This is a genomic window from Streptomyces sp. NPDC021080 (assembly GCF_044333225.1).
In the GTDB taxonomy this organism is placed as follows: Bacteria; Actinomycetota; Actinomycetes; order Streptomycetales; family Streptomycetaceae; genus Streptomyces.
The window spans coordinates 42633-64418 of sequence record NZ_JBIRQM010000012.1; the positions used below are offsets into that span (position 1 = coordinate 42633).

Below are 21786 nucleotides of genomic sequence, written 5' to 3' on the forward strand. Positions count from 1 at the left end.
AGTCCGAGCCCTCGGAAGGACCCCCTCTTGGCCGCCTCGCGCACTGCCTCGACCGCGAATACGAACAACGGCGCCAGCACCGCCCCGCTGCGCATCTCCTTTGCAAAGATCAAGGAGCCCCTCGAGGTTCCGAACCTTCTTGCGCTGCAAACCGAGAGCTTCGACTGGCTGCTCGGCAACGACGCGTGGAAGGCTCGTGTCGAGGCGGCTCTGGACAGCGGACAGGACGTCCCCACCAAGTCCGGTCTGGAGGAGATCTTCGAGGAGATCTCCCCGATCGAGGACTTCAGCGGGTCGATGTCCCTGACGTTCCGCGACCACCGTTTCGAGCCGCCGAAGAACTCCATCGACGAGTGCAAGGACCGCGACTTCACGTACGCGGCCCCGCTCTTCGTCACCGCCGAGTTCACCAACAACGAGACCGGCGAGATCAAGTCCCAGACGGTCTTCATGGGCGACTTCCCGCTCATGACCAACAAGGGCACCTTCGTCATCAACGGCACCGAGCGTGTCGTCGTGTCGCAGCTGGTCCGCTCGCCGGGTGTCTACTTCGACTCCTCCATCGACAAGACGTCCGACAAGGACATCTTCTCGGCCAAGGTCATCCCCTCCCGGGGTGCCTGGCTGGAGATGGAGATCGACAAGCGCGACATGGTCGGTGTCCGCATCGACCGCAAGCGCAAGCAGTCCGTCACCGTTCTCCTGAAGGCTCTCGGCTGGACCACCGAGCAGATCCTCGAGGAGTTCGGCGAGTACGAGTCCATGCGCGCCACCCTGGAGAAGGACCACACCCAGGGCCAGGACGACGCGCTGCTGGACATCTACCGCAAGCTGCGTCCGGGCGAACCGCCGACCCGTGAGGCCGCGCAGACGCTTCTGGAGAACCTCTACTTCAACCCGAAGCGCTACGACCTCGCCAAGGTCGGCCGGTACAAGGTCAACAAGAAGCTGGGCGGCGACGCCCCGCTCGACGCCGGCATCCTGACCGTCGAGGACATCATCTCGACGATCAAGTACCTGGTGAAGCTGCACGCCGGTGAGACCGAGACCGTCGGCGACAACGGCACCTCGATGGTCGTCGAGACCGACGACATCGACCACTTCGGCAACCGTCGTCTGCGCAACGTCGGCGAGCTCATCCAGAACCAGGTCCGCACGGGTCTGGCTCGTATGGAGCGCGTCGTGCGCGAGCGCATGACGACCCAGGACGTCGAGGCGATCACGCCGCAGACCCTGATCAACATCCGGCCGGTCGTCGCCTCCATCAAGGAGTTCTTCGGCACCAGCCAGCTGTCGCAGTTCATGGACCAGAACAACCCGCTGTCGGGTCTCACCCACAAGCGCCGTCTGTCGGCTCTTGGCCCGGGTGGTCTCTCCCGTGAGCGGGCCGGCTTCGAGGTCCGTGACGTGCACCCGTCGCACTACGGCCGCATGTGCCCGATCGAGACCCCTGAAGGCCCGAACATCGGTCTGATCGGCTCGCTCGCCTCCTACGGCCGCGTGAACGCGTTCGGTTTCGTCGAGACGCCCTACCGCCGGGTCACCGACGGTGTCGTCACCGACGAGGTCGACTACCTCACGGCCGACGAGGAGGACCGGTTCGTCATCGCGCAGGCCAACGCGCCGCTGACGGACGAGCTCCGCTTCGAGGAGTCCCGCGTCCTGGTCCGCCGTCGTGGCGGAGAGGTCGACTACGTCCCCGGTGACGACGTCGACTACATGGACGTCTCCCCGCGCCAGATGGTGTCGGTCGCGACCGCCATGATCCCGTTCCTGGAGCACGACGACGCCAACCGTGCCCTCATGGGCGCGAACATGATGCGCCAGGCCGTTCCGCTCATCAAGTCCGAGGCGCCGCTGGTCGGCACCGGCATGGAGTACCGCTGTGCGGTCGACGCCGGTGACGTCCTGAAGTCGGAGAAGGACGGTGTGGTCCAGGAGGTCTCCGCGGACTACATCACCACCGCCAACGACGACGGCACGTACACCACGTACCGCCTGCACAAGTTCTCCCGGTCGAACCAGGGCACCTCCGTCAACCAGAAGGTTGTCGTGGACGAGGGCGCCCGCGTGATCGAGGGCCAGGTCCTGGCCGACGGTCCCGCGACCGAGGACGGCGAGATGGCCCTCGGCAAGAACCTGCTCGTGGCGTTCATGCCGTGGGAGGGTCACAACTACGAGGACGCGATCATCCTGTCGCAGCGCCTCGTGCAGGACGACGTCCTCTCCTCGATCCACATCGAGGAGCACGAGGTCGACGCCCGTGACACCAAGCTCGGCCCGGAGGAGATCACCCGGGACATCCCGAACGTCTCCGAGGAGGTCCTCGCCGACCTCGACGAGCGCGGCATCATCCGTATCGGTGCCGAGGTCGTCGCCGGCGACATCCTCGTCGGCAAGGTCACGCCCAAGGGCGAGACCGAGCTGACGCCGGAGGAGCGCCTGCTGCGCGCGATCTTCGGTGAGAAGGCCCGTGAGGTCCGTGACACCTCGCTGAAGGTCCCGCACGGCGAGATCGGCAAGGTCATCGGCGTCCGCGTCTTCGACCGTGAAGAGGGCGACGAGCTGCCCCCGGGCGTGAACCAGCTGGTTCGTGTCTACGTGGCGCAGAAGCGCAAGATCACGGACGGTGACAAGCTCGCCGGCCGTCACGGCAACAAGGGTGTCATCTCGAAGATCCTGCCGATCGAGGACATGCCGTTCCTGGAGGACGGCACCCCGGTCGACATCATCCTCAACCCGCTCGGTGTCCCGTCCCGAATGAACCCGGGACAGGTCCTGGAGATCCACCTCGGCTGGCTCGCCAGCCGCGGCTGGGACGTCTCCGGTCTCGCGGACGACTGGGCGCAGCGCCTGCAGGCCATCGGTGCCGACCAGGTCCCGCCGCGGACGAACGTCGCCACCCCGGTCTTCGACGGTGCGCGTGAGGACGAGCTCGCGGGTCTGTTCGAGCACACCCTGCCCAACCGCGACGGTGACCGCCTGGTTCTCCCGTCCGGCAAGGCGAGGCTGTTCGACGGCCGCTCCGGCGAGCCGTTCCCGGACCCGATCTCGGTCGGGTACATGTACATCCTCAAGCTGCACCACCTGGTCGACGACAAGCTGCACGCCCGCTCGACCGGTCCGTACTCGATGATCACCCAGCAGCCGCTGGGTGGTAAGGCTCAGTTCGGTGGCCAGCGCTTCGGTGAGATGGAGGTGTGGGCGCTGGAGGCGTACGGCGCCGCTTACGCCCTCCAGGAGCTGCTGACGATCAAGTCCGACGACGTGACCGGCCGCGTGAAGGTCTACGAGGCCATCGTCAAGGGCGAGAACATCCCCGAGCCCGGCATCCCCGAGTCCTTCAAGGTGCTCATCAAGGAGATGCAGTCCCTGTGCCTCAACGTGGAGGTGCTGTCCTCGGACGGCATGTCCATCGAGATGCGCGACACCGACGAGGACGTCTTCCGCGCGGCGGAGGAGCTCGGCATCGACCTGTCCCGGCGCGAGCCGAGCAGCGTCGAAGAGGTCTGACGGGAGTCCGGCCGGGCCTTGGCCACCTGTGGAAAAGGTGACCAAGGCCCGCCGGCCCCAGGACCCCCGTTTCAGACCCCTAAGACTTACAACCCTGAGAGGGATTGACGCATAGTGCTCGACGTCAACTTCTTCGATGAGCTCCGGATCGGTCTGGCCACCGCTGACGACATCCGTCAGTGGAGCCACGGCGAGGTCAAGAAGCCCGAGACCATCAACTACCGCACCCTCAAGCCCGAAAAGGACGGACTCTTCTGCGAGAAGATCTTCGGTCCGACCCGGGACTGGGAGTGCTACTGCGGCAAGTACAAGCGTGTCCGCTTCAAGGGCATCATCTGTGAGCGCTGTGGCGTCGAGGTCACGCGCGCCAAGGTGCGCCGTGAGCGGATGGGCCACATCGAGCTGGCCGCTCCCGTCACCCACATCTGGTACTTCAAGGGCGTTCCGTCGCGGCTGGGCTACCTGCTCGACCTCGCCCCGAAGGACCTCGAGAAGGTCATCTACTTCGCCGCGTACATGATCACGTACGTCGACGACGAGCGCCGCACCCGCGACCTGCCCTCGCTGGAGGCGCACGTCTCCGTCGAGCGCCAGCAGATCGAGAACCGCCGCGACGCCGACCTCGAAGCCCGCGCCAAGAAGCTCGAGACCGACCTGGCCGAGCTGGAGGCCGAGGGCGCCAAGGCCGACGTGCGCCGCAAGGTGCGCGAGGGTGCCGAGCGTGAGATGAAGCAGCTGCGCGACCGCGCGCAGCGCGAGATCGACCGTCTCGACGAGGTGTGGACCCGCTTCAAGAACCTCAAGGTCCAGGACCTGGAGGGCGACGAGCTCCTCTACCGCGAACTGCGTGACCGCTTCGGCACGTACTTCGACGGTTCGATGGGTGCCGCGGCGCTGCAGAAGCGCCTGGAGTCCTTCGACCTGGACGAGGAGGCCGAGCGCCTCCGCGAGATCATCCGCACCGGCAAGGGCCAGAAGAAGACCCGCGCGCTCAAGCGCCTCAAGGTCGTCTCCGCGTTCCTGCAGACCAGCAACAGCCCCAAGGGCATGGTGCTCGACTGCGTGCCGGTCATCCCGCCGGACCTGCGTCCGATGGTGCAGCTGGACGGTGGCCGCTTCGCGACCTCCGACCTGAACGACCTGTACCGCCGCGTGATCAACCGCAACAACCGCCTGAAGCGGCTTCTCGACCTCGGCGCGCCCGAGATCATCGTGAACAACGAGAAGCGCATGCTCCAGGAGGCCGTCGACGCGCTCTTCGACAACGGCCGTCGTGGTCGCCCGGTCACGGGCCCTGGCAACCGTCCGCTGAAGTCGCTGTCCGACATGCTCAAGGGCAAGCAGGGTCGCTTCCGTCAGAACCTGCTCGGCAAGCGTGTGGACTACTCCGCGCGTTCCGTGATCGTCGTCGGTCCGCAGCTGAAGCTGCACCAGTGCGGTCTGCCGAAGGCCATGGCGCTGGAGCTCTTCAAGCCGTTCGTGATGAAGCGCCTGGTCGACCTGAACCACGCGCAGAACATCAAGAGCGCCAAGCGGATGGTCGAGCGCGGCCGCACGGTCGTGTACGACGTCCTCGAAGAGGTCATCGCCGAGCACCCGGTTCTGCTGAACCGTGCGCCCACGCTGCACCGCCTCGGCATCCAGGCCTTCGAGCCCCAGCTGGTCGAGGGCAAGGCCATCCAGATCCACCCGCTCGTCTGCACCGCGTTCAACGCGGACTTCGACGGTGACCAGATGGCCGTGCACCTGCCGCTCTCCGCGGAGGCGCAGGCCGAGGCCCGCATCCTGATGCTGTCCTCGAACAACATCCTCAAGCCGGCCGACGGCCGCCCGGTCACGATGCCGACCCAGGACATGGTCCTCGGTCTGTTCTTCCTGACCACCGACGGCGACCTGCGGAACGTGAAGGGCGAGGACCGCTCCTTCGCCTCCGTGGCCGAGGCGATCATGGCGTTCGACGCCGGCGAGCTCTCGCTGCAGTCGCAGGTGGACATCCGCTTCCCGGTGGGCACCATCCCGCCGCGCGGCTGGACCCCTCCGGCGCAGGAGGAGGGCGAGCCCGAGTGGCAGCAGGGTGACACCTTCCGCCTGCGGACGACCCTGGGCCGCGCGCTCTTCAACGAGCTGCTGCCCGAGGACTACCCGTTCGTCGACTACGAGGTGGGCAAGAAGCAGCTCTCCGAGATCGTCAACGACCTCGCCGAGCGCTACCCCAAGGTCATCGTGGCGGCGACGCTCGACAACCTGAAGTCCGCGGGCTTCTTCTGGGCGACCCGTTCCGGTGTCACCGTGGCCATCTCCGACATCGTCGTTCCGGATGCGAAGCGCGCGATCGTCAAGGGCTACGAGGACCTGGACGAGAAGGTCCAGAAGCAGTACGAGCGTGGTCTGATCACCAAGGAAGAGCGCACGCAGGAGCTCATCGCGATCTGGACCAAGGCGACCAACGAGGTCGCCGAGGCGATGAACGCGAACTTCCCGAAGACCAACCCGGTCTCGATGATGGTGAACTCGGGCGCCCGAGGCAACATGATGCAGATGCGTCAGATCGCCGGTATGCGTGGTCTGGTGTCGAACGCCAAGAACGAGACCATCCCGCGTCCGATCAAGGCGTCCTTCCGTGAGGGCCTGTCCGTGCTGGAGTACTTCATCTCCACGCACGGTGCCCGTAAGGGTCTGGCGGACACCGCCCTGCGTACCGCCGACTCGGGTTACCTCACCCGTCGTCTGGTGGACGTCTCGCAGGACGTCATCATCCGCGAGGAGGACTGCGGCACCGACCGCGGTCTGCGTCTGGCCATCGCCGAGCGCGGCGAGGACGGCGTGCTGCGCAAGACGGAGAACGTCGAGACCAGCGTGTACGCACGTGCGCTGGCCGAGGACATCACCGTCGACGGCAAGGTGCTGGCCCCGGCCAACACCGACCTCGGCGACGTCCTCATCGACGAGCTGGTCCGCCACGGCATCGAGGAGGTCAAGACCCGTTCGGTCCTGACCTGTGAGTCCGCCGTCGGCACCTGCGCCATGTGCTACGGCCGCTCGCTGGCCACCGGCAAGCTGGTCGACATCGGTGAGGCGGTCGGCATCATCGCCGCCCAGTCCATCGGTGAGCCCGGTACCCAGCTGACGATGCGTACCTTCCACACCGGTGGTGTGGCCGGTGACGACATCACCCAGGGTCTGCCCCGTGTCGTCGAGCTCTTCGAGGCCCGTACGCCGAAGGGTGTCGCCCCGATCTCCGAGGCCTCCGGCCGCGTGCGGATCGAGGAGACCGAGAAGACCAAGAAGCTCGTCGTCACCCCGGACGACGGCAGCGACGAGACGGCGTTCCCGATCTCGAAGCGCGCCCGTCTCCTGGTGTCGGAGGGCGAGCACGTCGAGGTGGGCCAGAAGCTCACCGTGGGTGCCACCAACCCGCACGACGTGCTGCGCATCCTGGGTCAGCGTGCCGTCCAGGTCCACCTGGTCGGCGAGGTCCAGAAGGTCTACAACTCGCAGGGTGTGTCGATCCACGACAAGCACATCGAGATCATCATCCGGCAGATGCTGCGCCGCGTGACGATCATCGAGTCGGGCGACGCGGAGCTGCTGCCCGGCGAGCTGGTCGAGCGCTCGAAGTTCGAGACCGAGAACCGTCGTGTGGTCACCGAGGGCGGTCACCCCGCCTCCGGCCGTCCGCAGCTGATGGGTATCACCAAGGCCTCGCTGGCGACGGAGTCCTGGCTGTCGGCCGCCTCCTTCCAGGAGACGACCCGAGTTCTGACGGACGCGGCGATCAACGCCAAGTCCGACAGCCTCATCGGCCTCAAGGAGAACGTCATCATCGGTAAGCTCATCCCGGCCGGTACGGGTCTGTCCCGCTACCGCAACATCCGGGTGGAGCCGACCGAGGAGGCCAAGGCCGCGATGTACTCGGCCGTCGGCTACGACGACATCGACTACTCGCCGTTCGGCACGGGCTCCGGCCAGGCCGTCCCGCTGGAGGACTACGACTACGGTCCGTACAACCAGTGAGCGGCTGCCGGTAGGCGCTAGCTAGTACGAAGGGCGGTCATCCCCGTTGGGGGTGACCGCCCTTCGGCGTTCCCGGTCCGGTCCGCGACCTGGCCGCCCCGCCTCAGCGCGGGAGCTGGAGGTACGGCTCCAGGGCGCGCAGCCGGGTGTAGTTGTCGGGGTGGGTGGACAGCAGCCGGGCCAGGCCGGTGGGCTCCTGGAGCTTCTTGCCCCGGGCGGCGGCGGCCGTCTTCGCCGCGTCCTCCTCGGCCTGGAAGTGGTGCAGGACCTCGGCCATCTCGGGCGCGAAGCCGAGGGCCGCGGCCTGCTGGTCGGCACGCAGTTCGCCGAGGCGGCCCGCCCACGCGAGGAGATAGGGCGCGACGACCAGGGGGACGGTGATGTACCAGGCGACGAGGAAACCGGCGACCACGAACATCCCCATGAAGAGGACCAGCAGCCCGGTCGCGGCGGCCGAGAAGACCCCGGCGACCGCGAGCGCGATCCTGGCCATGCCGCGGGTGAAGGCCCAGGCGAGCCTGCCGGGCAGTGAGTACCAGTAGCCGAGGAGCCCGGCCCAGGCGTGACCGCCGGTGTGGTGGCCGAGTTCATGGGCGAGTACGGCGGCGAGGTTGCTGCTGGGGATCTTGTTGAGGGAGTAGGTGGTGACGCCGACGACATGGCCGGCGACGGCGACCGCGTTCAGGTCGTCGCTGTTCTCCACCATCAGCTCGTAGGTGCCGGCCTCTATGCCGGCCCGGGCGGTGACCTCGCGCCAGATCGGCTCCAGCCGGGCGCGTTCCTCGGCCAGCGGCGTCCGCAGTTTGAGCACGTGCCGGGCGAAGCGCAGCTCGGTGGGCCGGTGGAAGACGAGCGCGCCGGAGGCCACCCAGGCCACGACGACCAGCCAGCCCACGACCGTGCCGCAGATCCCCAGAGCGAGGGCCGACACCACGGCGAGGCTCACCAGGGCGCCCGGGATCTGTGTGGCCAGCTGTCCGACGGCGGTGGCGTCGGCGCCGCGCTGATGGCTCGCCAGGTGGACGCGTGAGCCCTGGTGGCGGTAGTCGAGATCGTCGGGCGCGACGGTGGGCCGCGGGACGAACGGCCTCGGCTCCGCCTGCTGCTGCCCCGCGAACCGCGGGTCGGCTCCCGGACCGTGCGGACCGGGTCCCGCCGTTCCGGGGTACTGCGGCCCGGGGCTTCCGGCTCCCGTTCCCGGGTACTGCGGCCCGGGAGCGCCGGGGCCGGGGTTCCCGGGGTACTGAGGGGGCAGGCCCCCGGTCCCCGGGTGGTGAGGGGCCTGGCCCGTACCACCCGGGTACGCCGCCCCCGCTCCCGCGTACGGCGGCGCCGCGCTCGCGGCTGCGGTTCCGGGGCCTCCGGGGTACTGCGGGGGAGGGCCCGCCGTGCCGGGGTACGGGGGCGCGGGGCTTCCGGCTCCCGTTCCCGGGTACTGCGGTGCGGGGCTTCCGGCCCCGGGATAGGGAGGTGCGGCGTTCGTGGCTCCGGCTCCCGGGTACGGAGGTGCGGCGCTTCCGGCCGCCGCTCCGGGGTACTGCGGTCCCGGTCCACCGGGCCCGGGACCGCCGGGGTACTGCTGCGGGGGAGCGGAGGCCGTGGGGTACTCGGGTGGCGGGGGCGTGGCCCCCGGGTAGGGAGGCCCTGGGTACGGGGGCTCGTGGGTCGGGCCTGGAGGCTGGGACATGACGGCTCCTTCGGTGGGGCTGGTGGCTGTGCGGGGACGTCAGCCGGTGAGCGGTGGGACGGGCCGCGGGACGACGGGCGCCGGCCCGGCCGCGGGCACGGCCGGCGGTGCCCCGGCGGCCGGGGTCACGCGGGGTCGCCTTCCGGAGCGCCGTCCGGCGGTACGGCGGCCCGGGCGTCGTCGGGGCGGCCGGGCACCGGGGGTACGGCCGGAGCGGGACCTGCCGTCGGGTAGGGCGTCGTGGCGGGCGGTCCGTACGGGGCCGCCGGGCCCTCGGGCCGTCCCGGCACCACGGAGGACCCGGCGTCCCGGCCCCCGGCGTACGGGGGACGGTCACCCGCGTGGGGGGCCTGTCCGGTGTAGGGCGGCTGCCCGCCCGGGGCACCCGCGTACGGGGTGTGTCCGCCCGGAGCACCCGCGTACGGGGTGTGTCCGCCCGGAGCACCCGCGTACGGGGTGTGTCCGCCCGGGGCACCCGCGTACGGGCTCTGGCCGGCGTACGGCGGGGGCCCGCCCGGGTCGCCCGTGTACGGGGTCTGGCCCGCGTGGGGCGGCTGCCCGGTGTAGGGAGGCCGGTCGTCGGCGTACGGGGGCCGGCCGCCGTCGTACGGAGGGCGGTCGCCGTACGGTGCCTGTCCCGCGTACGGCGGCTGGGGAGAGGGACCGGGCTGGGGAGACTGGCCCGGATACGGCGGCTGGGGCGGTGTCTGCGGCTGTCCGGGGACCGCTCCGGCGGGCAGTGCCCCCTGGCCGTCCCGCGGCGCCGGAGGCGTCTGCTGCTGGATCAGCTCGTCGACGGCCCGCAGGGTCGAGCGGGCCGACTCCGCCTTCTGGAAGTCCTCCAGACTGTCCCCGGCGAGGACCTGGAGCTGGCCTCTGATGATGGACAGCTGGTCCTTCTGGATGGACCCGATGACCATCTTGGTGTCCTCGGGGTGCTGGGACAGATGCAGGGCCCAGGCGGCGACCCCTCCGTGCTGGAGGTGGTACTGGTAGAAGTTGATCTTCTCGGCGATCAGATGGTGGTCCTGCTGCTGGCGCAGCATCTCCAGCTCGTGCTGCTGCCGGGCCAGCCGGAGCCGGAACTCGTGCTCGGGGTCGAGCATGTCGGACTCGTAGCGCAGGCTCCGCTGCCGCCGCCGGTGCGCGATCGCCTCGTCGTCCAGCCGCAGCCGTACGGCACAGGTCACGGCGAGCCCGATGCCCGCGGCGAAACCGCCCTCGTCCACGGCCTGCTGGACCGCGCGCTCGGCGGCCGGGCTGTTCTCGATGGAGTGGCCGCGGCTCACCGGCCGCGCGAGCTGGTGCAGCTCACGGGTCAGCCGCGTCGGAACGTCACGCTCACCGCTCGCCACATAGGCGATCGGGTCCGCGACCCGCCAGGTCAGGTCGGCCGTGGCACCGAAGGCGAACGCGTCGTCGTCGCTCGGCAGCTCCAGCGCGAGCTGGACGGGGTGGCTGCCCATGTCCACCTCGTAGACGGAGGTGTAGCGGCGGGTGGCCGCGTCCGAGCGGCTCGGCCGGTGCGGCGGTGTGTAGACGTCGTACGAGCCCTTCGCGGTGACGAAGACCAGGGCGTGGTCGATCGCGGTGACCGCGCGGCGGACGGTGTAGTCGAAGCGCGCGATCGGCCGCACGGTGAGCACCGGGTCGATGAGCGTGCTGTGCCGGTTGGCGTCCTGCTGCCACTCCGGCTGACGGCGGAACTCCGCCATGGTTCAACTCCTCGATGGATCTCTCGACGGATCTGGGGTGGAGGGGATCAGGAGGCCGAGCAGCCGGTCGGCCACGGGCGGGCGTGGGCCGCCGTCCGGGGCGCGCAGGCCGGCCAGTTCGTGGCTCAGGCGTTTGCGGTCGTCAGCCGTCACGACCAGCGCGGGCAGCAGCAGCTCCAGTGCCTGTGCGACGTCCGCCCGGTGCTCGGCCAGCCGCACCCAGGTGTGCAGGGCGGTCAGCGCGCCCCGGGTGTGGCCGCGGTCGCCGAGCGCGGTGCGCCACAGGGTGGCCAGGTCACGGGCCGAGTCCGGCTCGTACATGCCGGTGTCGGCGTACCACTCGACGAGCGCGCCCTCCTCCGCGTTGTCGCAGGAGCGCACGAACGCGGCCAGCGCGAGCGCCCGGACCGAGGCCGTGTCGTGGTGGAGCAGGCGCACCAGCTCGGAGAGCATCTCGCCGCGCCGCGTGCCCACCGAGAGCAGCAGGGCCGTGGAGTCGACCAGGTTGTTCGACTCGGTCCTGCTGCTGCCTCCGGCGCGGGCGCGGGCGGCGAGCGCGCTCAGCGCCGGGCCCGCGAGGCCGGGGCGCAGCGGGGTGAGCAGGCCGAACGCGCGGATCGCGGTCCAGCGGCGGGCCCAGTGGGCGTCCGTGCACCACTGGGTGAGCAGGCGCAGGACGACGGGCGCGTCGAGGAGCTGGGCGAGCGTGAGGGTGTTCGCGGCGGTGACCCGGGGGCCGAAGGCCTTGGACACGGCCCAGCCGTCGATCAGCAGCGCCATCGCCGAGGGCAGGTCGGCGCGGGCCAGCAGGGCCGCGGCCGCGGCGGCCCGGGTCCGGACGACCGGACGGCGGTCGCGGGCCAGTTCCTTGAGCCAGGCGACCAGCGCGGGCCGTGCCGACGGATGGCCCGTCCAGACCTCGCCGAGCAGCACCCGGGGGGTGCTCTCCTTCTTGAAGCGGGCCGTGAACTGCGGGACCGGGCCCCAGTCGGTCTCCTCGTCGCGTAACTCGCCCTCGGCCCGCGCCCGCTCCAGCCGGGTCTCGGCGGGGAGCCCGAACACCGGGATCTCAGGCGGCTGTTCGGGATGCTGGAGCCGCTGGAAGTGCACGAACAGCGTGTCGGCGAGTTCGGCGGCGAGCACGTAGGGAGCCTGGTCGAAGACGGCGAGCGAGATGAGGAACGCCTTGTCGCGCAACGTGGACTCGGGGTCGCCGAGCCATTCCCGGCACTGCTGCTCGACCGCCGCGTGCCCGAAGTCGGCGAGGCGGGCCGCCGCCTGTTCGCCGCCGTCGTAGCGGGCGACCTCGACGGCGAACCGGGCCACCTCGGCGGGGCGGTGGGCGCCGCGCGCGAGGAAGTCGCGGACGGGGTCGAGGGCGAGCAGGCCGGAGCTGTCCTCGGGGTCTTTCCGCAGGTCGGCCAGGTGGGCGCGCAGCACCGCGACCGCTTCCGGAGGTTCCCAGACGGAGGGGGTCACTCCCAGCAGGAACGGGGAGTTCTCCAGGGTCACGACCAGATACCCGCCGGTCTTCGCGAGCCGGTCGCGGGCCGCGTACAGGTGGGTGTCGCGCAGTGGGCGGTTGCGGCTCAGCGGCAGATCGCGCAGGACGTGGCCGCCGGGCGCGGTGAGCTGGGTGCCCAGGTTCGCCGGGCCGGTCTCGGCGGACAGCGCGTGCACGGCGGGTACGCCCAGGCGGTGCAGGAGCATGAGGGCCGCGGCGTGGCGGCCGGTGGAGTGGGCGCCGGCGAGGACGAGGACGCGCTCCTCGCGCAGCCGGGCCAGGGCGGCGGCGAAGGAGGGGCCCTCGGCGAAGACCGCGTCGAGCGCGTCGAGCCGCTGCCGGGGGATCTCGCCGGAGACGTACGCCGCCGACGCGGAGGCCGTCTGGTGGTGGTGGATCTCCGTCTTGCCGCCCATGAACACATCACGGGCCGAGCCGCCCGCCGAGACCCCGTGCTGGGCCCCGGCGACCACGCTGCCGCCGAAGGACGCGGCCTCGCTGAAGATGAATCCCGGTGTGTGCGCGACGAGTTCGCGCTGTGCGGCTCTGGCCTCCTGGGTCTCCTCCTCGGGCTCGCCCGTGTCGGCGCCGGCCTCGGCGGCCGGGTGCGGACCGCCCTGCCACGGTGTGTCCGGCGGTGGTACGTCGTCGAAGCCGCCCCGCGTCGGGGGCGCGGGCACCGTCACGCGGGCTCACCCCCGCTGCGGCCCAGGTGGACGTCGCCGGTGACCTGTCCGCCGGACACCCCGTGCTGGTCCCCCGCGACGAGGCTCCCGCCGAAGCTGGGGGAGCCGCCGCCGAAGTCGAAGACGACGTTCGCGGGCGGCGCGGCGGGCCGGGCGGGCTGTTGTCCGGGTCGGGCGGACTGCTCGGGCCGGGCGGGCTCGTGCGGGTCGGGGGCGGTGGCCGCCGGCTCCGCCGGCCCTGCGGTTCCTGCCGTTGCCGCAGGTCCTGTCGTGTCTGTCGGGCCCGCGGGGCCCCTCGTTCCTGCCGGCTCCGTCGGCTCCGCTCGGGTTCCGGACACGTCCGCCCCCGGCGCCGGGCTCTCCCCCGAGCAGTCCGGCGCCGGGGCTCCCCCTGTTTCACCGTGGCCTTCCGCCCCGTACGGAACCGGGCCGTGCAGCCAGGCCCGCAGGGGTCCGTTCTTGCTGTCCACCGTCACCGGGTGGAAGCCGTCCGCCGGGATGCCCGGGTGGCCGTGCCGCACGATCCCCGCGTGCACGCCCTCGGAGACGCACAGGGCGAAGTCGTCCGGCCGCTCCCGCAGGGCCGCGCGCAGCAGGTGGGCGTCGAGGAGCCGGCAGGCGTGGTTGAGGTCGGAGCCGACCCAGCCGTCGAGTTCGTCGACGGCGACATATCCGGTGGCGACGACACCGCGCAGCCGGATCTGGGCCGAACTGGACGCCGTCCGGTTGACCGAGCGGAGCAGCTCGGGCACCTCGGTGAGCAGGGCGCGCAGCAGGGCCGTGACGGAGGCGTTGGCGTCGATCAGCTCCATCACCGAGTCGCCGCGGTCCGCCCGCAGGCGCAACCGCTCGTCGATGCCGGCGCTCTCCAGCGCGCGGTCCGTGATGTCGTACAGCATCCGGCGCAGGTAGGCCTGCTCCACGTCGTCCCGGTCGCTGTACTTCTCGATGTCCAGCAGAAGGATCGTCCGGCTCACGGGATCGGTCATGGTCGCCTTTCGGTGGGGGCCTCGCCTGGCAAGCAGGGTGGCGTCACCGGTGGGCCGGGTGTGAGGGAGGATGTCCCACTCGAAGTGTGACCGTGTGCACAGAAGCGGTCCGCAGCCAGCGGAGCCCCGGCCGTCAGAGGAGCCCCGGCCGTCAGAGGAACCCCAGCCGTCAGAGGAACCCCGGTCGTCACGGGAGGACCGGCCGGCAGGGGAATCCCAGCCGTCACGGGAGGCTCGGCGGTCAGGGGCCGGGCGCCGGGCGGTCCGCCGCGGGCGGGCCGTCGCCGCGCCCGGGTACGGGCCGTCGGTTCATCCCCGGGCGATCCGCCGCAGGACGTCCATGCGCAGGATCACCATCGTCCGGCGGCCCGTCAGTACGGCTTCCCGCTCCCGGAGTTCCTTCAGCAGGCGCTGGACCATCTCCCGGGACGCCCCCACCGAGCCGGCCAGCTCCTGTTTGCTCAGCGGGACGGACAGTTCGATGCCCTCCTCGGTGCGGTGGCCGTTCGTGCGGGCCAGGTCGAGCAGGAGCGCGGCGAAACGTTCGCGGACGCTCATGGAGGCGAACTCCAGGCGGCGCCGGTCGGCGGCGCGGGTGCGGTCCGAGGTGAGGCCGAGCAGGGCGAAGGAGACCGCGGGGGAGCGGGCGAGGAAGTCCCGGAAGTGGTCGCGTACGAGCGCGACCGTGCGCACCGGTTCCAGGGCCGTCACCGTCGCGGAGCGCGGCCGGCCGGTGAGCGCCGCGGACTCCCCGACGATGTCGCCGGGGCCGCGCAGCGCGAGCAGCGCCTCGTAGCCGTTGGCGGCGGCGGCCGTCACCTTCGTCCAGCCGTGCGTCACGATCAGTACGTGCGAGGAGGGCTCGCTCTGGTGCAGGAGCACCATCCGGGGCGTGAAGGACAGCTCGCGGCCGAGGGCCAGCAGCGCGGAGCGGTCCTCGCTCTCCAGCCGGGCCAGGAACGGCACCCGGTCGTCCAGGCTCTCGTCCCCGCCTAAGGGTCCAGCCGCCATGAGTCCATCCCCCGTCCCCCGATCGGCCCCCTGTGCCGACGCACGGTGACCGGTGCGCGGCAACGGGCCAACGTACTCACCCAGTGTGTGCGGTGCGGACCGAATCGGGGACTTTCATCGCGGAACCGATGACAAGCTGCGCCAAGTGTGAAGTGCCCCGAGAATGGATCGGGAGAAGTCCGGCGTGTCGGGCACCACGGCATTTGTTTTGACCGAAGTCCGTGAGGTAGGTACGCTCTTACCTTGTGCCTGGGGTGTGCCCTGGCTCTCGTGCGTGCCTTCAGACCGCAAGGGGAGCCGTAAGCGGCCACCGCAATCTGCGCCCTTTTCGCCTTGCGGCGAGGGTCTGCAGTATTCGACACACCCGACCGCGTGGGTCGGTGGCGTTCCAGGTTAGCTTCACCATTCGGCACACAGAAACCGGAGAAGTAGTGCCTACGATCCAGCAGCTGGTCCGGAAGGGCCGGCAGGACAAGGTCGAGAAGAACAAGACGCCCGCACTCGAGGGTTCGCCCCAGCGTCGCGGCGTCTGCACGCGTGTGTTCACGACCACCCCGAAGAAGCCGAACTCGGCCCTGCGTAAGGTCGCGCGTGTGCGTCTGACCAGCGGGATCGAGGTCACGGCTTACATTCCGGGTGAGGGACACAACCTGCAGGAGCACTCCATCGTGCTCGTGCGCGGCGGCCGTGTGAAGGACCTGCCTGGTGTTCGTTACAAGATCATCCGCGGTTCGCTCGACACCCAGGGTGTCAAGAACCGCAAGCAGGCCCGCAGCCGCTACGGCGCCAAGAAGGAGAAGTAGAAATGCCTCGTAAGGGCCCCGCCCCGAAGCGCCCGGTCATCATCGACCCGGTCTACGGTTCCCCTCTGGTGACCTCCCTCATCAACAAGGTGCTGCTGAACGGCAAGCGCTCCACCGCCGAGCGCATCGTCTACGGCGCCATGGAGGGTCTGCGTGAGAAGACGGGCAACGACCCGATCATCACGCTGAAGCGCGCGCTTGAGAACATCAAGCCGACCCTCGAGGTCAAGTCCCGCCGTGTCGGTGGTGCGACGTACCAGGTTCCGATCGAGGTCAAGCCCGGTCGCGCCAACACGCTCGCGCTGCGCTGGCTCGTCGGTTACTCCCGCGCCCGTCGCGAGAAGACCATGACCGAGCGTCTGCTCAACGAGCTTCTCGACGCCTCCAACGGCCTTGGTGCCGCTGTGAAGAAGCGCGAGGACACCCACAAGATGGCCGAGTCCAACAAGGCCTTCGCGCACTACCGCTGGTAGTCGCTACCCACATCGAGACCGAGAGAAGACTGAAGCCTTATGGCTACCACTTCACTTGACCTGGCCAGGGTCCGCAACATCGGGATCATGGCCCACATCGACGCGGGCAAGACGACCACCACCGAGCGGATCCTCTTCTACACCGGCGTCAGCTACAAGATCGGTGAGGTCCACGACGGCGCTGCCACCATGGACTGGATGGAGCAGGAGCAGGAGCGTGGCATCACGATCACCTCTGCTGCCACCACCTGTCACTGGCCGCTCGAGGACAACGACTACACGATCAACATCATCGACACCCCGGGGCACGTCGACTTCACGGTCGAGGTGGAGCGTTCGCTCCGCGTCCTCGACGGTGCCGTCACGGTGTTCGACGGTGTCGCGGGTGTCGAGCCGCAGTCCGAGACGGTGTGGCGTCAGGCCGACCGTTACGGCGTGCCGCGCATCTGCTTCGTGAACAAGCTGGACCGCACCGGCGCCGAGTTCCACCGCTGCGTGGACATGATCGAGAACCGCCTCGGCGCGGTCCCGATCGTCATGCAGCTCCCGATCGGTGCCGAGATGGACTTCAAGGGCGTTGTGGACCTGGTCCGCATGAAGGCGCTCGTGTGGTCCGCCGAGGCGGCCAAGGGCGAGATGTACGACGTCGTCGACATCCCGGCCACGCACACCGAGGCTGCCGAGGAGTACCGCGGCAAGCTGGTCGAGACCGTCGCGGAGCACGACGACGAGATCATGGAGCTGTTCCTGGAGGGCCAGGAGCCCACCGAGGAGCAGCTGTACGCCGCGATCCGTCGCGTCACCATCGCGTCCGGCAAGTCCACCGATGTCACGGTCACCCCGGTGTTCTGTGGCACCGCGTTCAAGAACAAGGGCGTTCAGCCCCTGCTCGACGCGGTCGTGCGCTACCTCCCGACCCCGCTTGACGTCGAGGCCATCGAGGGCCACGACGTGAAGGACCCCGAGGTCGTGGTCAAGCGCAAGCCGTCCGACGACGAGCCGCTCTCCGCCCTCGCGTTCAAGATCATGAGCGACCCGCACCTGGGCAAGCTCACCTTCGTCCGGGTGTACTCGGGCCGTCTCGAGGCGGGCAGCGCTGTGCTGAACTCCGTCAAGGGCAAGAAGGAACGCATCGGCAAGATCTACCGCATGCACGCGAACAAGCGTGAGGAGATCGAGTCGGTGGGCGCCGGCGACATCGTCGCCGTCATGGGCCTGAAGCAGACCACCACGGGTGAGACGCTGGCCGACGACAAGAACCCGGTGATCCTGGAGTCCATGGACTTCCCGGCGCCGGTCATTCAGGTCGCCATCGAGCCCAAGTCCAAGGGTGACCAGGAGAAGCTGGGTGTCGCCATCCAGCGTCTCGCGGAGGAGGACCCCTCCTTCCAGGTTCACTCGGACGAGGAGACCGGCCAGACCATCATCGGTGGTATGGGCGAGCTGCACCTCGAGGTGCTGGTCGACCGTATGCGCCGTGAGTTCAAGGTCGAGGCCAACGTCGGCAAGCCGCAGGTCGCGTACCGCGAGACGATCCGTCAGGCCGTCGAGCGTCTCGACTACACGCACAAGAAGCAGACCGGTGGTACCGGTCAGTTCGCCAAGGTGCAGATCGCGATCGAGCCGATCGAGGGCGGCGACGCCTCGTACGAGTTCGTGAACAAGGTCACCGGTGGCCGCATCCCGAAGGAGTACATCCCTTCGGTCGACGCGGGTGCGCAGGAAGCCATGCAGTTCGGCATCCTGGCCGGCTACGAGATGACGGGCGTCCGCGTCATTCTTCTCGACGGTGGCTACCACGAGGTCGACTCCTCCGAGCTCGCCTTCAAGATCGCCGGTTCGCAGGCCTTCAAGGAGGCCGCGCGCAAGGCCAAGCCCGTGCTCCTTGAGCCGATGATGGCCGTCGAGGTCACCACGCCCGAGGACTACATGGGTGAGGTCATCGGCGACATCAACTCCCGCCGTGGCCAGATCCAGGCCATGGAGGAGCGTATGGGCGCCCGGATCGTCAAGGGTCTGGTGCCCCTCTCGGAGATGTTCGGCTACGTCGGAGACCTCCGCAGCAAGACGTCGGGTCGCGCAAGCTACTCGATGCAGTTCGACTCCTACGCCGAGGTTCCCAGGAACGTCGCCGAGGAGATCATCGCGAAGGCCAAGGGCGAGTAACACACCCCGTTTACACGCTTTAGGCTTGACACCGACCGCCGGGGCTCACCCGGAAGGGAAAACCCCGGCGGGCGGCATCCCAGCAAAGATCACCTGGCGCCGATGAGTAAGGCGTACCAGAACCACTCCGCAGGAGGACCCCAGTGGCGAAGGCAAAGTTCGAGCGGACTAAGCCGCACGTCAACATCGGCACCATCGGTCACATCGACCACGGTAAGACGACCCTCACGGCCGCCATTACCAAGGTGCTGCACGACGCGTACCCGGACCTGAACGAGGCCTCGGCCTTCGACCAGATCGACAAGGCTCCCGAGGAGCGCCAGCGCGGTATCACGATCTCGATCGCGCACGTCGAGTACCAGACGGAGGGCCGTCACTACGCCCACGTCGACTGCCCCGGTCACGCGGACTACATCAAGAACATGATCACGGGTGCGGCGCAGATGGACGGCGCCATCCTCGTTGTCGCCGCGACCGACGGCCCGATGCCGCAGACCAAGGAGCACGTGCTCCTGGCCCGCCAGGTCGGCGTTCCGTACATCGTCGTCGCCCTGAACAAGGCCGACATGGTGGACGACGAGGAGATCCTGGAGCTCGTCGAGCTCGAGGTCCGTGAGCTCCTCTCCGAGTACGAGTTCCCGGGCGACGACCTGCCGGTCGTCAAGGTCTCGGCGCTCAAGGCGCTCGAGGGCGACAAGGAGTGGGGCCAGACCGTTCTGGACCTCATGGCCGCCGTCGACGAGGCGATCCCCACCCCGCCGCGTGACACCGAGAAGCCGTTCCTCATGCCCGTCGAGGACGTCTTCACGATCACCGGTCGCGGTACGGTCGTCACCGGCCGTATCGAGCGTGGTGTCCTGAAGGTCAACGAGACCGTCGACATCATCGGCATCAAGACCGAGAAGACCACCACCACGGTCACCGGCATCGAGATGTTCCGCAAGCTGCTCGACGAGGGCCAGGCCGGTGAGAACGTCGGTCTGCTCCTCCGTGGCATCAAGCGCGAGGACGTCGAGCGCGGCCAGGTCATCATCAAGCCCGGTTCGGTCACGCCGCACACCGAGTTCGAGGCCCAGGCCTACATCCTGTCCAAGGACGAGGGTGGCCGCCACACGCCGTTCTTCAACAACTACCGTCCGCAGTTCTACTTCCGTACGACTGACGTGACCGGTGTTGTGACCCTCCCCGAGGGCACGGAGATGGTCATGCCGGGCGACAACACTGAGATGAAGGTCGAGCTCATCCAGCCCGTCGCCATGGAAGAGGGCCTGAAGTTCGCCATCCGTGAGGGTGGCCGGACCGTGGGCGCCGGCCAGGTCACCAAGATCACCAAGTAATTGCTGATCGCATGACCTGGTAGCTCCTTCCAGAGCACCAGAAGGGGCCCGTACGACTTCGGTCGTACGGGCCCCTTCCGCATGTCCGGCCCGCATGGCCGCCCGTCCTGCGGAGGGGTCGCATTCGTATACGAAGACCGAACGTCTTTGCGGCATCGCGGTGGTTACCACAGGTGAAGCGAATCTTGGTGCGCGTCGAAAGAATCACGTAACGCATCCGTAATCCAGGAGGAAGACTGTAGGGACGGTCTCCCGCCTCCGGGTGGGGGGCCGACTGCTCTGCGCACCGACGCCGCCGGAGCCGACCGGTCGAACCGACCCCGGTCGGCCGTTCCGGCGGCCCTGTCTGAAGGGACCCCAGGTGACCCGCCCTGACACGAAGAGCCGCATCGCCTCCTTGCTCGCCGACATCGAGCGGCGCAACCCGGCGCAGCCCGAGTTCCTCCAGGCCGCGCACGAGGTGCTGGAAACCCTGGCTCCGGTCCTCACCCGGCGCCCCGAGCTCGCGGACGCGGCCCTCGTCGAGCGCCTCGTGGAGCCCGAACGGCAGATCGTCTTCCGTGTCCCGTGGCAGGACGACCACGGCAGGGTCCACGTCAACCGGGGCTACCGCGTGGAGTTCAACAGCGCGCTCGGCCCGTACAAGGGCGGTCTGCGCTTCCACCCGTCGGTGAACCTCGGCATCGTGAAGTTCCTCGGCTTCGAGCAGATCTTCAAGAACGCCCTGACCGGTCTCGGCATCGGCGGCGGCAAGGGCGGCAGCGACTTCGACCCGCGCGGGAAGTCGGACTCCGAGGTCATGCGGTTCTGCCAGTCGTTCATGACGGAGCTGTACCGGCACATCGGTGAGCACACGGACGTGCCGGCGGGCGACATCGGCGTGGGCGGCCGGGAGATCGGCTACCTCTTCGGCCAGTACCGCCGCATCACCAACCGCTGGGAGGCCGGTGTCCTGACCGGCAAGGGCGCGCACTGGGGCGGTTCGCTGATCCGGCCCGAGGCGACCGGCTACGGCAACGTCCTGTTCGCCGCCGCCATGCTGCGCGAGCGCGGCGAGGACCTGGAGGGCCGGACCGCGGTCGTCTCCGGCTCCGGCAATGTCGCGACGTACACCATCGAGAAGCTCACCGCCCTCGGCGCGAATGCGGTGACCTGCTCCGACTCGTCCGGCTACGTCGTCGACGACAAGGGCATCGACGTCGAGCTGCTCAAGCAGGTCAAGGGGGTCGAGCGCGGCCGGGTCTCCGACTACGCGGCGCGGCGCGGCGCGTCGGCGCGGTTCGTCGCGGGCGGCAGCGTCTGGGACGTGCCGGGCGATGTCGCGCTGCCCTCGGCCACCCAGAACGAACTGGACGCGGCCGCGGCGGCCACCCTGATCGGCAACGGCGTGAAGGTCGTCTCCGAGGGCGCCAACATGCCCACCACGCCCGAGGCGGTCCAGCTCTTCCAGGAGGCGGGCGTCGCCTTCGGCCCCGGCAAGGCGGCCAACGCGGGCGGTGTCGCGGTCAGCGCGCTGGAGATGAGCCAGAACCACGCCCGCACCTCGTGGTCGCGCGAACGCGTCGAGGACGAGCTGACCGGGATCATGAACAACATCCACGCCCTCTGCCACGAGACCGCCGAGCGCTACGGCGTCCCCGGCGACTACGTGAGCGGCGCGAACATCGCGGGCTTCGAGCGGGTCGCGGGGGCGATGCTGGAGCAGGGCGTGATCTGACCAACCGGGGGGACTCCGGAAAGGGCTCGTACGGCAGACCTCGGCCGTACGAGCCCTTCGCCGTGTCCGGGTTCAGGTGCTCGGGTAGAGGGGCAGGTTCGCTGTGGAGATCGTCCAGTCGGCGATGGTCATGGCGCTCGCTCCTCCTCCTCTGTGCCCAGGGGCAAGGAT

At 69.3% G+C, this 21786-nt stretch carries 12 protein-coding genes; 7 read left to right on the forward strand and 5 right to left on the reverse strand.

Features of this window, described 5'->3' with window-relative positions; genetic code table 11:
- Positions 1 to 27: 27 nt before the first annotated feature.
- Together rpoB and ACH4S8_RS27850 are read left to right on the forward strand one after the other, a co-directional pair.
- Positions 28 to 3513 (forward strand): DNA-directed RNA polymerase subunit beta, encoded by a 3486-nt coding sequence (gene rpoB / locus ACH4S8_RS27845; RefSeq protein ID WP_398398731.1) that lies wholly within the window; start codon positions 28 to 30, stop codon positions 3511 to 3513.
- A gap of 114 nt (positions 3514 to 3627) precedes the next feature.
- A complete protein-coding gene (locus ACH4S8_RS27850; RefSeq protein WP_398398733.1) occupies positions 3628 to 7527 on the forward strand; it encodes a DNA-directed RNA polymerase subunit beta' in 3900 nt (1299 codons plus the stop codon).
- A gap of 103 nt (positions 7528 to 7630) precedes the next feature.
- Here the strand turns inward: ACH4S8_RS27850 and ACH4S8_RS27855 are convergent, their stop codons facing one another.
- From ACH4S8_RS27855 to ACH4S8_RS27875, 5 genes are all read right to left on the reverse strand, one after another.
- Positions 7631 to 9214 (reverse strand): M48 family metalloprotease, encoded by a 1584-nt coding sequence (locus tag ACH4S8_RS27855; protein WP_398398735.1) that lies wholly within the window; start codon positions 9212 to 9214, stop codon positions 7631 to 7633.
- A gap of 125 nt (positions 9215 to 9339) precedes the next feature.
- On the reverse strand, positions 9340 to 10929 hold the full coding sequence (locus ACH4S8_RS27860; RefSeq protein ID WP_398398737.1) for a hypothetical protein: 1590 nt from the start codon (positions 10927 to 10929) through the stop codon (positions 9340 to 9342).
- A 3-nt stretch (positions 10930 to 10932) separates the two neighbouring features.
- Positions 10933 to 13119: a hypothetical protein gene (locus tag ACH4S8_RS27865; protein WP_398398739.1), complete on the reverse strand. Its 2187-nt coding sequence runs from the start codon at positions 13117 to 13119 to the stop codon at positions 10933 to 10935.
- Positions 13116 to 14108: a hypothetical protein gene (locus ACH4S8_RS27870; protein WP_398398741.1), complete on the reverse strand. Its 993-nt coding sequence runs from the start codon at positions 14106 to 14108 to the stop codon at positions 13116 to 13118. Before ACH4S8_RS27870 ends, ACH4S8_RS27865 begins: the two co-directional genes overlap by 4 nt.
- Before the next feature lie 309 nt (positions 14109 to 14417).
- Positions 14418 to 15119 carry a Crp/Fnr family transcriptional regulator gene (locus tag ACH4S8_RS27875; RefSeq protein ID WP_398398743.1) on the reverse strand — a complete coding sequence of 234 codons (702 nt, stop codon included), beginning with the start codon at positions 15117 to 15119 and terminating at the stop codon, positions 14418 to 14420.
- A 431-nt stretch (positions 15120 to 15550) separates the two neighbouring features.
- Between ACH4S8_RS27875 and rpsL the strand changes: the two genes are divergently transcribed.
- The 5 genes from rpsL to gdhA all read left to right on the forward strand — a co-directional run bounded on the left by rpsL (position 15551) and on the right by gdhA (position 21615).
- Positions 15551 to 15922, forward strand: a complete 372-nt coding sequence (gene rpsL / locus ACH4S8_RS27880) for a 30S ribosomal protein S12 (RefSeq protein ID WP_003948652.1) — start codon at positions 15551 to 15553, stop codon at positions 15920 to 15922.
- A gap of 2 nt (positions 15923 to 15924) precedes the next feature.
- On the forward strand, positions 15925 to 16395 hold the full coding sequence (rpsG, locus tag ACH4S8_RS27885) for a 30S ribosomal protein S7 (protein WP_003992340.1): 471 nt from the start codon (positions 15925 to 15927) through the stop codon (positions 16393 to 16395).
- A 39-nt stretch (positions 16396 to 16434) separates the two neighbouring features.
- The gene (fusA, locus tag ACH4S8_RS27890) at positions 16435 to 18561 is read left to right on the forward strand and encodes an elongation factor G (RefSeq protein ID WP_398398746.1); all 2127 of its coding nucleotides are present in this window, start codon (positions 16435 to 16437) and stop codon (positions 18559 to 18561) included.
- A gap of 143 nt (positions 18562 to 18704) precedes the next feature.
- A complete protein-coding gene (gene tuf, locus ACH4S8_RS27895) occupies positions 18705 to 19898 on the forward strand; it encodes an elongation factor Tu (protein WP_398398748.1) in 1194 nt (397 codons plus the stop codon).
- Positions 19899 to 20259: 361 nt separating this feature from the next.
- Positions 20260 to 21615 (forward strand): NADP-specific glutamate dehydrogenase, encoded by a 1356-nt coding sequence (gene gdhA / locus ACH4S8_RS27900; protein WP_398398751.1) that lies wholly within the window; start codon positions 20260 to 20262, stop codon positions 21613 to 21615.
- Positions 21616 to 21786 lie beyond the last annotated feature (171 nt).

Coding starts and splice junctions, on each gene's coding strand:
- ACH4S8_RS27870 (WP_398398741.1), bottom strand. CDS start 14,108: ATGACCGATCCCGTGAGCCGGACGATCCTTCTGCTGGACATCGAGAAG.
- fusA (WP_398398746.1), top strand. CDS start 16,435: ATGGCTACCACTTCACTTGACCTGGCCAGGGTCCGCAACATCGGGATC.
- ACH4S8_RS27855 (WP_398398735.1), bottom strand. CDS start 9,214: ATGTCCCAGCCTCCAGGCCCGACCCACGAGCCCCCGTACCCAGGGCCT.
- rpsG (WP_003992340.1), top strand. CDS start 15,925: ATGCCTCGTAAGGGCCCCGCCCCGAAGCGCCCGGTCATCATCGACCCG.
- ACH4S8_RS27860 (WP_398398737.1), bottom strand. CDS start 10,929: ATGGCGGAGTTCCGCCGTCAGCCGGAGTGGCAGCAGGACGCCAACCGG.
- ACH4S8_RS27875 (WP_398398743.1), bottom strand. CDS start 15,119: ATGGCGGCTGGACCCTTAGGCGGGGACGAGAGCCTGGACGACCGGGTG.